The sequence below is a fragment of the Streptomyces sp. NPDC050535 genome, from assembly GCF_044457665.1.
In the GTDB taxonomy this organism is placed as follows: domain Bacteria; phylum Actinomycetota; class Actinomycetes; order Streptomycetales; family Streptomycetaceae; genus Streptomyces.
This window is the reverse complement of the sequence record NZ_JBITHE010000053.1, coordinates 1-13,353: the sequence shown is the minus strand read 5'-3', so window position 1 is coordinate 13,353 and position 13,353 is coordinate 1. Positions and strand designations below refer to the sequence as shown.

At 67.7% G+C, this 13,353-nt stretch carries 11 protein-coding genes and 1 pseudogene; 5 read left to right on the top strand and 7 right to left on the bottom strand.

Features of this window, described 5'->3' with window-relative positions:
* Positions 1 to 246: 246 nt before the first annotated feature.
* Positions 247 to 1,281 (top strand): annotated as a pseudogene (locus tag ACIBLC_RS41810) (IS110 family transposase); the annotation flags it as partial.
* Between the two features lie 102 nt (positions 1,282 to 1,383).
* Here the strand turns inward: ACIBLC_RS41810 and ACIBLC_RS41805 are convergent.
* The gene (locus tag ACIBLC_RS41805; protein ID WP_399216727.1) at positions 1,384 to 2,349 is read right to left on the bottom strand and encodes an SDR family NAD(P)-dependent oxidoreductase; all 966 of its coding nucleotides are present in this window, start codon (positions 2,347 to 2,349) and stop codon (positions 1,384 to 1,386) included.
* Between the two features lie 90 nt (positions 2,350 to 2,439).
* The gene (locus ACIBLC_RS41800; RefSeq protein ID WP_399216726.1) at positions 2,440 to 3,780 is read right to left on the bottom strand and encodes a M24 family metallopeptidase; all 1,341 of its coding nucleotides are present in this window, start codon (positions 3,778 to 3,780) and stop codon (positions 2,440 to 2,442) included.
* A gap of 356 nt (positions 3,781 to 4,136) precedes the next feature.
* On the opposite strand from ACIBLC_RS41800, the gene ACIBLC_RS41795 reads away from it, so the two are divergent.
* The gene (locus tag ACIBLC_RS41795; protein WP_399216725.1) at positions 4,137 to 4,985 is read left to right on the top strand and encodes a helix-turn-helix transcriptional regulator; all 849 of its coding nucleotides are present in this window, start codon (positions 4,137 to 4,139) and stop codon (positions 4,983 to 4,985) included.
* A complete protein-coding gene (locus ACIBLC_RS41790; RefSeq protein WP_399216724.1) occupies positions 4,985 to 5,173 on the top strand; it encodes a hypothetical protein in 189 nt (62 codons plus the stop codon). The genes ACIBLC_RS41795 and ACIBLC_RS41790 overlap by 1 nt, the downstream gene beginning before the upstream one ends.
* On the opposite strand, the gene ACIBLC_RS41785 is transcribed toward ACIBLC_RS41790, so the two are convergent.
* The 3 genes from ACIBLC_RS41785 to ACIBLC_RS41775 form a co-directional block, all read right to left on the bottom strand.
* Positions 5,160 to 6,779, bottom strand: coding sequence for an alpha/beta hydrolase (locus ACIBLC_RS41785; RefSeq protein WP_399216723.1), 1,620 nt, complete (start codon positions 6,777 to 6,779; stop codon positions 5,160 to 5,162). The two genes, ACIBLC_RS41790 and ACIBLC_RS41785, sit on opposite strands and share 14 nt — an antisense overlap.
* A 588-nt stretch (positions 6,780 to 7,367) precedes the next feature.
* On the bottom strand, positions 7,368 to 8,069 hold the full coding sequence (locus tag ACIBLC_RS41780; RefSeq protein WP_399216722.1) for a response regulator: 702 nt from the start codon (positions 8,067 to 8,069) through the stop codon (positions 7,368 to 7,370).
* Positions 8,066 to 9,235: a sensor histidine kinase gene (locus tag ACIBLC_RS41775; protein WP_399216721.1), complete on the bottom strand. Its 1,170-nt coding sequence runs from the start codon at positions 9,233 to 9,235 to the stop codon at positions 8,066 to 8,068. The genes ACIBLC_RS41780 and ACIBLC_RS41775 overlap by 4 nt, the downstream gene beginning before the upstream one ends.
* A gap of 604 nt (positions 9,236 to 9,839) precedes the next feature.
* Here ACIBLC_RS41775 and ACIBLC_RS41770 point away from each other — a divergent pair.
* Positions 9,840 to 10,637, top strand: coding sequence for a lysostaphin resistance A-like protein (locus ACIBLC_RS41770; protein ID WP_399216720.1), 798 nt, complete (start codon positions 9,840 to 9,842; stop codon positions 10,635 to 10,637).
* A gap of 445 nt (positions 10,638 to 11,082) precedes the next feature.
* Here ACIBLC_RS41770 and ACIBLC_RS41765 read toward each other — a convergent pair whose 3' ends face one another.
* A complete protein-coding gene (locus ACIBLC_RS41765) occupies positions 11,083 to 11,475 on the bottom strand; it encodes an ester cyclase (protein WP_399216719.1) in 393 nt (130 codons plus the stop codon).
* Between the two features lie 130 nt (positions 11,476 to 11,605).
* Positions 11,606 to 12,286 carry an SDR family NAD(P)-dependent oxidoreductase gene (locus ACIBLC_RS41760; protein ID WP_399216718.1) on the bottom strand — a complete coding sequence of 227 codons (681 nt, stop codon included), beginning with the start codon at positions 12,284 to 12,286 and terminating at the stop codon, positions 11,606 to 11,608.
* Between the two features lie 102 nt (positions 12,287 to 12,388).
* Between ACIBLC_RS41760 and ACIBLC_RS41755 the strand changes: the two genes are divergently transcribed.
* Complete coding sequence (locus ACIBLC_RS41755) at positions 12,389 to 13,234, top strand: helix-turn-helix transcriptional regulator (RefSeq protein ID WP_399216717.1); 846 nt, start codon at positions 12,389 to 12,391, stop codon at positions 13,232 to 13,234.
* The last annotated feature ends 119 nt before the right edge of the window (positions 13,235 to 13,353 follow it).

The following is a 13,353-nucleotide window of genomic DNA, read 5'->3' as shown; positions in this document are numbered from 1 at the left end:
CCCCACGGTCATGTTCCTGCGCTCGGCCCAACGCAATGGGCGCCTCTACACCCGCGGCCAGCTCCGCTCCGAGGGGACGCGCGCACTGTCCTGACACGTCACCTCATGAACCCGGCCTGTGAACCCTCGGGGTGTGCGAGGGCTCATGGGCCTTGTTGTCGTCCGATGGTCTACCAGCAGAGGAGGAAGCCATGGGGCAGCGCAGAATCATCGTTATCACGGGGACCGACCGGCGACGGACCGGGTGTGCTGGTTGTCGTTGACCAGTCGGCTTCCATCGGGGCTCTGCCCCTGGCAGTCGCCCGGGATGCGGGCTGCCAGGTCGCGTATCTGCCCGGCCTGACGATGCGACGGATCGCCGATCTTCACCCTGGCGAGGCCAAGACCGACGCCCGTGACGCTTTCGTCATCGCGGACGCCGCCAGAACGATGCCCCACACCCTGCTGACGATCGATCCCGACGACGAGACCGTCGCCGAACTCGCCATGATCGCCGGGTTCGACGACGACCTGGCGGGCGAGTCCACTCGGACCGCAAACCGACTGCGGGGCCTGCTCACCCAGATCCACCCGTCACTTGAGCGTCTCCTGGGCCCACCGATCCAGCACCCGGCTGTGCTCAGACTGCTGGACCAGTTCGGCTCACCGGCCCAGATCCGCAAAGCCGGAAGGCGACGGTTGATCACCTTGATGCGGCCGAAGGCGCCGCGGATGGCCGAGCGGCTGATCGAGGACATCTTCACCGCACTCGACGAACAGACTGTCGTCGTCGCGGGCGCCGACGCGGCCGCGCTGATCGTCCCCAGCTTCGTCAGGTCTCTCCAGCCCGTCCTCGACCAGCGCAAACTCCTCGCCGTCCGGATCGAGGAACTCCTGGAGGCCCACCCGCTGCCCCCAGGTCCTGATCTCCATGACCGGCATCGGGGTCAGGACCGCGGCCGGCGTCCTCATCGATGTCGGCGACAGCAGCGGCCTGGCCACCGCCGGACACCTCGCCACCTACGCCGGCCTGGCACCCGCGACCCGGAACTCCGGATCGTCCATCCGCGGCGAGCACCCCTCCGAACCCGGCGACAACCAACTCAAACGCGCCTTCTGGCTGACCGCGTTCGCTTCGCTCTCCCAGCCCGAGTCACGTGCCTGCCACGACCGCAAACGCCGCGAGGTAAACACCACATCGCCGCTCTCACAGCCCTGGCCCGACGACGCGCCGACGACCTCTTCGCCATGCTCCGCGACGGCACCTTCCACCAACCACCCACAACACCAGCTACGGCTTGACGAAAGCCATAGAGGCACTCTTTTTCGCGCAGATGTGGGAGCCGTTCACACGCCCGCCGGACCAGTCGAGCTCACTCGCCGCGTTGAGCTGCTCGACTGCGTTTATCGCAGCTGCGCAGGCTCCTCCTCGGCGGTCAGGTGGACGAGCTGCCTGGAGTCGTCCCACAGCTTCGCCGCGCGCTGTTCGTCATAGGAGATCCGTGCCGATCGCACGGCCGAGAGGGTTCCGTCGTTCGCTTGGAAGTACGTGCCGGAGTGGTTCGCGTAGTCGGGGTCGGCCGCGATCGCAGCCAGGGACGCGCCGGAGAATTCGACGTCGGACGTGATGAGGCCGATGCGTTTGGACATCCACTTCATGACAGATGTGTTCGAGAACCACTGGACCGGTTTCGGCATTCCGCGGAGGAAGCCGGTCTCAGGAACTGATCCCGGGTCGAAAGCGATCGAGGCGACCGAGCTGCCGGCACGGCGCAGCCGGCGGTCCAACTCGTAGACGTACAGCATCGTGCACAGTTTCGAGGTGGAGTAGCGCTTCCCGGCGGACAGCGCCTTGCTGCCGTTCCTGCCGTTGTTCGCCAGCGCGAAGGCGTCCGGCTCCACGGCGGCACCGACCGCCTTTCCGTCCATCGAGTCGGGGTCGTGGGTACCGCTGGTGGTGTACACGATCCGGCCCTGCTCAGCCAGAATCGGAAGCAGGAGCTCGACGAACAGGAAGTGTCCGAGGCAGTTCGTCGCGAAGGTCGTCTCGTACCCGTCGGGGCTGTAGGAGATCTCACCGTCGAAGCGGCCCCCCGCGTTGCAGAGGATCGCGTCCGGCGGTTCGATCTCGCCGGCCTCGACCGCCGTCCGGAACTGCGCGGCGCAAGCCCGGACCGACGCAAGGGATGACACGTCGAGCGTCAGCGTGGTCACGGTCACGCCGTGTGTCGCGCGCAGGTCGTCCGCGAACTCTGCCATGCGCTCCAGGCTGCGTCCCGCCAGCACGATGTCGATGCCTCGTGCGGCGAGCGTACGCACCGCGGCGAGGCCGATACCCGAGTGGCCGCCGGTGATCAGAATCGTGGTCATATCAATTGCTCCAGCTTTGGCGGCGGTCAGCTTGAATTGAGACGTGAAGGAAATGTCGGTACAGCCCGTGCGGGCGGGCCGGCCGGTGGATTACATCGGTGAGGAAGCGGCAGTTCCTGTCGCCCGCAGGACCCGCGCTGTGTACGGGCTGAGCTCGATCGGTTCGTCGTCGCCGACGACCACCGTTCCCCCGAGGTGGACCAGATGACGCCCGAACGCGTAGTTCGGCTCGAAGGCGAAGCTCATTCCCGGTACCAGTTCCATGTCGGACAGGAACGTGGGGTGGTCAGGCACACGCGGATATCCTTCGGCGCCGGGGATACGGCTGAAGAGCCCGCGGCCCTTGCCCACGGAAAGGCCGGGGTTGAGCGAATGCACCGCGATCAGGAACGGCCATCCTTCGGCGGCGTCGATCGGCTCGTGCATCGCATCGACGAGATCGCCGAATGTCCGGCCCGGGCGCAGTGCCTTCAGGCCCGCGTCGTAGGCCGCGCGGGCGACTTCCGCGGCGCGGTGGAAGTCCTCGTGCACGTCGCCGACGGTGATGGTGACCTGGTTCTGGGTGTGACGCCCTCCGAAGTTGGAGAACACCTCGGCGTAGATGATGTCGCCGTCCTCGAGAACACGGGGGGCCTGCGGACGATGGCCCCAGGCCGGCGGCCCCGCTGCGACCACATCCGGTCCCGACCACAAGTGCATGGCCGCGGGCAGCGATCCCTGGCTGTACCCCTCGGACATACCCGCTGCGTACACCCGGCTTTCCGGAACGCCGGGAGCGGCGGTTGCCACCATGGCCTCCACCATGGCGTCACCGATCCTGGCCGAGTGCCGTAGAGCGGCGAGCTCCTCCTGGCCCAGTGGCATGATGAGTTGACCGAAGGGGACATCCACCGGCCGGAAGCCGGCCTCGGGGAAACGCGTCAGGACGTTGCTCCAAAGCCCGTGCGGGATGATCCCTTCGGGGTGCCACGGCATGTGCGGGCCGAGGCCGACAACGCCAATGACCGCTTCGGCCAACCCGAGCTCGTCGAGCGTCGCGGTGATCATGCCGGACTGACGGGTACCGCGTAAATTGCGCGGGGGAATCCACATGATGTCGCCTCGGCGGGAGGATTCCAGGTGGTCCATGATGAACATGGGCCCCGGCAGCAGCGAGATCGGCTCGCCGGTCCGGGGGAAGACGACCGTCGTGCCGGGTCGGCCGTTGGTGAACCAGGTGTCGTAAGCGACCGGAGCCGGGCCTGCGTCCTCGTGCTCACCGAAGACCAACAGCGCGTCGAGACCCTCCCGTTCCATGAACGTACGCGCCAAGTGCCATCGGCGATCACGCTCCGCCAATGAAAACGTCGGTACCACTGACTCAGACATATCGCTTTCTCCAAGATTCGGTGAAACGTGAGAAATCGCAGGTTTCGGCGGTGTCGAACTCACGGCGAACCGAGCCTGTGCCCGGTCTGCCCGCCACGGGGGAGGAAGTCGTCGCGGTGGCTGGTGTTACTGCTCGGTCCGCCCGGGCGAAGGGGCAGGGGCGTCGAGACGGCCGGAGTACGCGCGGACGGTGCGGACGACGGTGGTGTCCAAGGCGTTGGAAGGAACGTGCAGCGGCGAACACGTCATGTCAGCCGTCACCTGCCCGGCGTCCTCGCGAGCGCACTTCCCGTCATCAAAAGGTGTGAGTTCTGCTCATGCGTCCATGATGCGCGGGTGGCGGGAGCCGATACAGGTACGCCCGAGGGTAGGAGCGGCTGTACCAGGATGTCTTGTGCCGTCAGCGGGATGATGGGTGCATGGATCGTCTCGAACTGGCCCGTGTCCTCAAGTCCGCCCGGGCACGCATCGCACCGCGCGAGGTCGGTCTCACCGCCGGCCCGAGGCGGCGGGTCACCGGACTGCGCCGCGAGGAGGTGGCCCTGCTCGCGGGGGTGAGCGTGGAGTACATCGTCCGCCTCGAACAGGGACGCGGACCGCGACCCTCCACCCAGGTACTCAAGGCACTGACCCAGGCTCTGCGACTCGAACCTGACGAACGCGACCAGGTCTTCCGCCTCGCCGGCAGCACACCACCGCTCGCCGGGGGGATCGAGATGTCGATACGGCCGAGCGTGCTGCGGCTGCTCCAACGGCTGACCGACCTTCCCACGGTGGTGTTGTCGGCCAAGGGCGACGTCCTGGCACAGAATCCGATGGCCTGCGCGCTCCTCGGCGACCTGAGCCGGTGGCCCGAGGGGCGTCGCAACATCATCTGGCAACGGATCCTCGGCACCGGCCACGCTCGCGTGACTTTCACTCCGGAGGAAGAGACAACCTGGACGCAGCAATCGGTCGGTCTGCTGCGCACCGCGCTCTCGCGCTACCCGGACGATCCGGAACTCGGTGGGCTGATCGAGGAGTTGACCACCGGCAGTGAGCGATTCCGGAGCATGTGGGAGGAGGGGCGATCGACGGTGCACCGGTCGATGCGCAAGACGATCGACCACCCCGAGGTGGGACGTCTCCTCCTGGACTGCGACACCCTGTTGCTGCCGGACACCGACCAGTCGATGATCGTCTACTCCGCCGCAGCCGGTACGCGGGAGGAATCGGCACTCGACGTACTGCGAGTCATCGGCACCGAACGGATGTCGGCACTCCCCTGATGCTTCGTCAGGTTCTGCCTGTGGTGAAGGGGCGGCCCCTGCGCACCACAAGGAGATCGCCGCGTCTCAAGGCCGGCGGGACGCTTGCGCTCGGCGGCCTCGGCGGCCTCGGCGGCCTCGGCGGCCTCGGCGGCCTCGGCGGCCTCGGGCGACCGAGGACCGCCGAGCGCGGTGTCACTTCTGCTTGACGTCGGTGCAGTGCGTGTCTTCGCCCGGCAACCGACCGGTGGTCAGGAAGCCGACGGTGGCCTTGTCTGCGCAGGTGGAGCCTGCGTCGTAGACGTAGTGCCCGCCGTTGTCGACACCGACGAACGCGGAACTCGCGCCGAGGGCCTTGTGCAGGCCGACGCCGCCTTCCCACGGGGTGGCGTTGTCCCGGCGGTTCTGCAGGATCAAGGTATTGCGGGGGCCCTTGGCGGTCACGGTGACGGGCTGCTCCGCCGGTTTCGTCCAGTAGGCGCAGGCCCAGATGCTGGCCGGCATTCCTGCGGTGAGGGGCCACGCCCTGCGGTCGGCGGCGGTGCGGGCGGCGTAGCTGTCGGGGTCGTGGGGCCATTCGGCGTCGCCGCAGGTGAGTGCCAGGAACATGGTGGCCTGGTTGTCCGCGGGGACGCCCGGGGACGTTGGGGTGTCGGCGAAGATCTGCTGGAGAACCGCGTTGTCGGCCTCGGTGGTGCTGCCGTCGGCCAGGTCGGCGGCGGCCTTCCAGAAGGCGGTCAGCGGCGGGAGGGTGTCGTTGTGGAGGAGCATGCTGTAGGTGATGTTCCGCAACAGCGGCCCGTCCAGTGACAGCGGTGTACCGGGTACGGCGACGGGCTTGCGGTCGAGCCGGTCGGCGAGGGTGAGGTAGGTCCGGGTCACCTGCTCGACGCTGTCGCCCAGTGCGAGGGTGCTGTCCTGGGCAGCGGCGACGGCGGCAGCGTCGGGGAACCGGTCGGCCATGCCCTTGCCCCAGGTGTCCGCGACCTCGTCGGCCCACGCCTTGGTGGGGTCGACGTTGCCCTCCAGGATCATCCGGTCGGTCCGGTTCTGGAACAGCGACCTGTAAACGGCGCCGAGGTAGGTGCCGTAGGACTGGCCCCAGTAGGAGATCTTCCGCTCGCCGAGTGCAAGGCGTATGCGGTCGATGTCGCGGGCCGTGTTGGCGGTGGTGAAGTACTTCAGCTTGTCGCCTGCGGTGTCGGCGCACTTGTCGGCGTTGGTCTTGGCGAGGGTGATGTTCTTGGTGATCGAGCCGTCCGCGGCGGGGTAGGGGAAGAGTGCGGCGACGCCAGGGTCTTGGAGGCCGCAGCTCTGCGGGGTGCTGTGCTCGACGCCGCGCGGGTCGAAGCCGATCAGGTCGTAGCTGTCCAGGACGGACTTCGGCAGGGTGGGCGCCATGGTCGCGGGCATGTCGAGACCGCCCAGGGCCGGTCCGCCGGGGTTCAGCAGCAGGACGCCGTGCCGCTTGCCGGGTGTGGCGGTGGCCAGCCGTGAGACCGCCACGTCGATCTTCGCGCCGGTCGGCCTCCGGTAGTCCAGTGGGACCTTCAGGGTGCCGCAGGACAGCCGGGAGTCCCGGCTCGTGCCCTTGGCCGGCTGCGGGCACTCGCCCCAGACGATCCTGGCGGTGCCCGCGCTTTGAGTGGCCGCCTTGGTCTGTGGGGCTGCCTTGCTCCGCGTCGACGACGGGTTCTCGGTGCTCTCGTCGCATGCAGCCAGTCCGGCTCCGGCCAGCGCCGAAATGGCCAGTGCCGCCGCGAACCGGCGACTTCCGGGGAAACCGGACTTCCCGGAACTGCGTGTCGTCCTCATCGTGTTGCTCTCCCGCTGCTCGACTCGGCCGGACCATCGGTCCAGCTGCTGTATGGACAGTCGGTGAGTCAACTGGAGACCACCTGCGGGGCGCTTCACCCCCGGGTGGACACCTCGGGTAGCTCGCTCGGGTGACAGCGCACGCGTCGAGGGTCCCGGCGGACGGACAACGGACAGGGGCCGTCTTCGGAGGCGCCCGCCGCCGTTCGCCAGCCGTCCGGAAGCGGGAATCCGGCGTCCTGCGACCGCCGGTCTCCTTCCGGGCACTGTCCGAGGGCCTCCCGGCATTGTGGAAGGGGGCCGGCGCCGCCCCGGGCACTTGACGAGATGCTCACGGAGTCCGCTGGAGGCGATCGGGGGCGGACACCCCACGGAAGGTGTGGCCGCGACCGGCTCTGCCCCCGCGCTGCCGCCTCCTGTGCCGTGGATTTCAGGTGCGACGTTCCTGGTACGACGTTCCTGGTGTTACGGGCTGCTCGGACGTTTGGGCGTCCCGGCAGGTCGAGTCGGCCTGTGGTCACCGTCGCAGGAGGAAGGGAGCGCGACCACGGCGGTGCTCCCTTCCTCCTGCACAGAACCGCCGGTCGTTCAGGTCCGGTCGCCGTTCCCCGCCAAGCCGGCCCGGTAGGCCAGGACCACCGCCTGGACGCGATCGCGAAGGTCCAGTTTGGTGAGGATGCGGGAGACGTAGGTTTTCACGGTCTCGGGGCTGATGACCATCGCGGCGGCGATTTCGGCGTTCGACAGGCCCTCGCTGATCAGGAGGAGGACCTCGTGATCGCGGCTGGTGAGGGCTTTGAGGCGGTCGCGTTCGGGGGAGGCGGGGGCGGTGGCGGGGCGCAGGTGTTCGGCGTGGCGGCCGATCAGGGCGCGGGTGACGGCGGGGGCCAGCAGGGACTCGCCGCGGGCGACGGTGCGTACGGCGTTGATCAGTTCGGACGGTGCGGCGTCCTTCAGCAGGAAGCCGCTGGCGCCGGCGCGCAGCGCCTCGTACACGTACTCGTCGACGTTGAAGGTGGTGACGATCAGGATCCTTGCGGGGCTGAGGGAAGCGGGGCCGGCCAGGTGACGTGTGGCCTCGATCCCGTCGAGCAGGGGCATGCGGATGTCCATGACGATCACGTCCGGTTTCAGCTCTTCCGCGCTGCGGATCGCCGCCCGGCCGTCCGTGGCTTCCCCGACGACCTCCATGTCGGGCTGGGCGGAGAGGATCGTGACGAAGCCGGCGCGTACAAGGGCCTGGTCCTCGCAGATCAGCACTCGGATCGCAGCAGTGGGTGGAACACTCACGAGGCACCTCCTGTAGGGATGCGTGCGTGCACGCGGAACCCGCCCTCGGGGCGCAAACCTGCCGCGAACTCGCCGCCCAGCATCTCCACCCGTTCCCGTAGCCCGACCAGGCCCCGGCCTCCTGAGATGTGCGTGCCGCCGTTGCGCAGGACGGCGGACTCGGGCGTGTCGTCGGCCGTCCCGGCGGTGGTGACCTCGACCTCCGTCCAGCCGGGGGTGTGCGCGAGGCGTACCAGTGTCTGGTGGCCCGCGGCGTACTTCACGGCGTTCGTGAGGGATTCCTGCACGATGCGATAGGCCGCGAGTCGGGCGCCTATGGCCGTGGCCGGCTGTTCCCCGTCCTCGACCAGCTGGATGGGCTGGCCGCCCGCGCGTGTCTGCTCGACCAGGTCAGCCACCCGGCCCGGCATCGGCGTCCGCTCCTGGGGCTCCGCATCGCCGGTCGCCTCCAGCACGCCGAGGAGGAAACGGAGTTCGGCCAGTGCGCGGCGGCCGGTGCCATTGATGGCGTCCAGAGCGTCGTTGAGCCGGTCAGGCGACTCGGTGAGGTACTGAGCCGCGCCTGCCTGGACGACCATCGCGGTCACATGGTGGGTCACCACGTCGTGCAACTCTCTTGCCATACGGCTGCGTTCCGCGGCGATCGCTACCTGCGCCGACAGGTGCCGACGCGCGGCCTCCTGCCCCCGCTGTCTGCGGATCAGGACGCCCAGCCCCCAGACCGCCGCCAGGACCATGTAGATGAGCAGGTAGTCGATCAGTCCGTCGGGCGAGCCCAGCGTGTGTAGGGCGACGCCGAAGATCATGTATCCGCCCATCGCCGTCAGTGGCACGGTCCGCCGGAGGCGATCCTGGTGGGCACCAACGGAGTACAGCGCGATGTACAGGCCCAGGCTGCCGAAGGTCGGGGGGCAGCCGAGGCACTGGTGGACCGCGAACGACGTGCCCACCCCCGCGAGGCAGGCGGCCGGCCACCGGGTCCGCACCATGAGCGGCAGGGTCTGCCCAAAGGTCAGCAGCACGCTCGCGACGGAGGCGCCGTGAACGGGAAGGTCACCGAACTGTGGCCCGATCCGTGACAGCGGGGACGTGAAGGACAGCACTGTGAAGACGAGCGCGAACTCGCGGTCCTTGACGGCGGTGGGGCGTGCTTCCCACCACCGCACCAGCAGGCGCAGCCGGGCAGTCGCGGCGGCCGGCCGGTTCGCGCGTTCGGGAAGGCTCGACCGGATCGGGCGGGGACCGGAGCCCGGCCGGGCCGGTGATGCCGAACCCGATGGTCCACGAACTGCTTGGTCTTCCATCATCACCCATGATCGATCAAATCCAGTGTTGAGCGGTATGAGGAGCAGGTCGTGGCAGGTGGCGCACGATCCCTCATCCGGTACGACCCGCCCGGCACGCGCACCGCACGGCATCCGCCTGGCCGGACCGTCCCGCCCGCTGAATGTAGCGCCTGGCGGTGGGTGACCGTACTCCGGGAGAGAACGGCCGGGTGGCTCTTTCGGGGGACAGCCGGACCCTGAAAGTGCCCACTCGGCGGTGACGTTACGAGGTGTTCACGGCCCGTAGTTTTCCGGTGTCGAAACCGACAATTACCCGCCGCATGCGCGTCTTGAGGAGAACACCATGGCGTCCAGCCGCCATCAGTCACCGACGCGACTCGACGGTCCCGTTGACCACTCGGCCGAACCGGCAGGGAAGAACGCCGGGCATCGCGCGCGGTGGGCGTCATCGGCGTGGGCACGTCTGCCGGTGCTGTTCGTACTGATGCTGGCCGTGGGCGGCATTACCGGCATGATCAATGGCATCGCCGACGTCACTCCCTTGACCGCCCTGATCGCCGGGACGGTCACCAGCGGGCTCGCCCTGGCCGCCTACACCTGGCTGGTGCGGCACCTGGAGGGCCGCAGGCCGCAGGAGTTGTCGCTCGCTCAGGCGCGGCAGGGGCTGCGCCGGGGGAGCGCCCTTGGTCTTGGCCTGTTCACCGTCACCATCGCACTGGTCGCGATGACCGGCGGCTATCACATCCGCGGATGGGGCTCGATCGATGGCGCGCTGACCACGCTGGGAGTGATGAGCTGCGTGGCGGTCACCGAGGAACTGGCCTTCCGTGGTGCGCTGTTCCGGGTGCTGGAGGAAAAGACCGGAACGTGGGGGGCGCTGGCTGTCTCCGGACTCGCCTTCGGTGCTCTGCACCTGTTCAACCCGGACGGGACGATCTGGGGCGCGCCGGCCATCGCCGTCGGGGCAGGACTGATGTTCGGTGCCGTCTACGCCGCCACACGCTCGTTGTGGCTGCCGATCGGCCTGCACCTGGGCTGGAACCTGGCCGAGCAGGGCATTTACGGCATCACCGTCTCCGGATCCGGGAGCGGCTTCGGCGGCCTGCTGCAGGCTTCCGTCAGGGGTCCCCAGACGCTGACCGGCGGCGACCTCGGTCCTGAGGCCGGCATCTTCGCTGTTCTGGTATGCCTCGTGACCACCGTTCTGTTCCTGCTGGCCGCCAAGCGCCGCGACCGGATATACACCCGCGCCGTGCGACGAGTACGAGCCCGGCAGGACTGACACCGAACAAGCCGCGACGGCGACGAGTTGCGGTCTCTGACGACACCGCCGGGTCCGGCCGAGGCGTGCCGCGGAGACTTTCGGTAGGCCCGCCGACCAGACGGGCTCCGTCGCCGGACGTCCAGTCCCTCGTAGAGACGCTGTGGGTCCCGATCTTGTGCCGCAACGGCGCGCAGGGCTCCTGCATGCAGCTTTTGCGCCTGGACCCTGATCACCGGATCGGCATCGACTGCCGTCACGGCAACGGCGCGTCGGGCCAGAAGCCTAGTGTTCTACGTGCAGCGAAGGATAAAGACGGCCATGGCCCAGGCGTCCCGTCCGTGATCACGAGTCGGCCACGTTCCCGGTCAGCCGTGCGGCATTGGCTGCGACTGCCCGGGATGTGGCTGGCCAGCGGCGTCGTAACCACACACCTCTTGGGCGTCCGCCGCCCCTTGTCCCAAGGTCAGGCGGTCAACTGCCGACGTGCATCGGCCGAATCATGCAGGTTCGTCATCTGCACGAATCGGCCGTGGCTGACCTTGTAGATGGCGTATTCGACGATCTCGAAGGAGGCGCCGGTCGGAGCGACGCCAAGCCATTCCTTTACCGGAGTGCCGGTATTGACGGCGCGCACAGCGATGCGGTCGCGGTCGAGCAGCAGTTCCTTGACTTCCCAGTGAAGGTCTGGAACGGCATCGATACTGTGCTTCATTTCGGCAATGACGTTGTCCCTGGTCCCCGACTCGCCGTTCAACATGACCTCGTCGGCGATGAACTCGTCCATATTCTCGAGCTCATGGGCGTCGAGCGTCGCGACGTACCGCAGGTACCAGTTACGCAGGTCGCTGTCAGTCATTGGAATCTTCCTTCTTCCTCTCCTACCCTGGGCGAGATCGCCCGGCTGCGCATAGATGCAGCTGGTAGGTACGCGTATGCTCGGATCTCGTGCGAGATTGGTCGCCACAGTTTGTTCGTCGAGGCCAAGTTCAGTAAGTGATTTGGCTCCGCCGGCTGTGGAACTCACCGGTCGGACCGTCTGGGCCCAACAGGGCCAAGGCGACCGTGGCGTCCGTACCCTCAGTGACGGTCTGGTGACCGTTGTGCTGGTTGAGGTCAGTTGCCGTGTAGCCGGGGTCGGAGGTGTTGATCCGCATCCCGGGCAGGCTCTTGGCGTACTGCACGGTCAGCGTGATCACAGCCGCCTTCGAGCTGGCGTAAGGCACCATGTATCCGGTGAAGGAATCGTCGTCCGGGTCCAGCAGGGCACGGGGAAAGCCCAGCCCCGAGGCGACGTTGACGATCACTGGATTGGACGAGCGCTGCAACAGGGGCAGGGCGGCCTGGGTGACTCGGACGATGCCGAAGACGTTGGTCTCGAACACCATGCGCATCGCTTCGATGTCCAGGTCGTCGAGGCCCCACGACGTGCCCCCGATGGCCGCATTGTTGATCAGCACGTCGAGTTCGGGCAGGGACGCGATCGCCTTGTCAACGCTGTCCTGGTCGGTGACGTCGAGCTGGACCGGGATCGCGCCGAACTCCCGGGCGGCGCCTCCGGCGGCCAGGTCACGCATACCGGCGTAGACGGTGTGGCCTGCGCTGATCAGGCGGCGGGTGGTTTCCAGACCAAGGCCTTTGTTGGCCCCGGTCACCAGGGTTGTGGTCATGCCGCCACTCTGCGCCGCCGACGGGCCGGCTGACAGGCACTGTTCGACGGTGGGAACAGCAGTACCACCCGCTTCCCTTGATCCCAAGGCATCATGGAGGGCATGGACGAGTTCGCGCAGATCCTTCGGGCATGGCGGGACCGAGTTCGCCCGGAAGATGTCGGATTAGCCCCCGGGCTGGACCGTCGCGCGCCCGGACTGCGCCGCGAGGAGCTGGCCCTGATCGCCGGGGTGAGCGTGGACTACATTGTCCGTCTGGAGCAGGGCCGCGCCCGCAACCCTTCCCCGCAACTACTGGCCTCTCTGGCCCGGGCGCTGCGTACGACCGACGCCGAACGCGACCACCTGTTCCGCGTCGCCGGCGCGGCCGTCCCCCCGGCCGGACACGTGCCGAGGCACGTCACGCCGAGCGCGCAGCGGATGGTGGACCGGTTCCGCAATGCCCCGGTGGCCGTGGCCGTGCACACCGCGATCTACGAATTGGTGCTGTGGAATCCGCTCTGGGCCACCCTGTTCGGTGACCCGTCCAGCCAGACTCGGCTGGAGCGCAATGTCGCCTGGCGCTACTTCGAGGGTTCGATCCCGGTGACGCACACACCTGAGGACGATGAAGCCTACGCGCGGGACCTCGTCGGCCACCTGCGTTCCGCAGCCGGCCGCTATCCGGATGATCCGGAGATCCCGCAGCTGATCGATCGCTTGATCAAGACCTCCCCCGATTTCGCCCGACGCTGGAAGGTAGGGACAGTCGGAGAACTACGCAGCAGCCGCAAGACTGTGCATACAGACCTAGTTGGGGACATCGTCGTGGACTGCGACACTTTCACCGGCGGTCCAGGTGACCAGACGATCGTGATCATGACGGCCGCGCCGGGTTCCGAGGATGAGCGGAAGCTTGACCTGCTACGAGTCGTCGGACTCCAGGACCTGCAGAGCCGACCCGCCTAACTGGCTCTAACAAAAGCGGGTTGGTCATGTGACTGTCCGCTTGATCGCTCGTTGATGTGAGCATGGGGAAGCGTCAGTCGCGACCGTGGATCGTGTCGGATGAACTGTGGTCGCTCATC

Coding starts and splice junctions, on each gene's coding strand:
- ACIBLC_RS41805 (WP_399216727.1), bottom strand. CDS start 2,349: ATGACCACGATTCTGATCACCGGCGGCCACTCGGGTATCGGCCTCGCC.
- ACIBLC_RS41770 (WP_399216720.1), top strand. CDS start 9,840: ATGCTGGCCGTGGGCGGCATTACCGGCATGATCAATGGCATCGCCGAC.
- ACIBLC_RS41790 (WP_399216724.1), top strand. CDS start 4,985: ATGCTTCGTCAGGTTCTGCCTGTGGTGAAGGGGCGGCCCCTGCGCACC.
- ACIBLC_RS41765 (WP_399216719.1), bottom strand. CDS start 11,475: ATGACTGACAGCGACCTGCGTAACTGGTACCTGCGGTACGTCGCGACG.
- ACIBLC_RS41760 (WP_399216718.1), bottom strand. CDS start 12,286: ATGACCACAACCCTGGTGACCGGGGCCAACAAAGGCCTTGGTCTGGAA.
- ACIBLC_RS41785 (WP_399216723.1), bottom strand. CDS start 6,779: ATGAGGACGACACGCAGTTCCGGGAAGTCCGGTTTCCCCGGAAGTCGC.
- ACIBLC_RS41755 (WP_399216717.1), top strand. CDS start 12,389: ATGGACGAGTTCGCGCAGATCCTTCGGGCATGGCGGGACCGAGTTCGC.
- ACIBLC_RS41795 (WP_399216725.1), top strand. CDS start 4,137: ATGGATCGTCTCGAACTGGCCCGTGTCCTCAAGTCCGCCCGGGCACGC.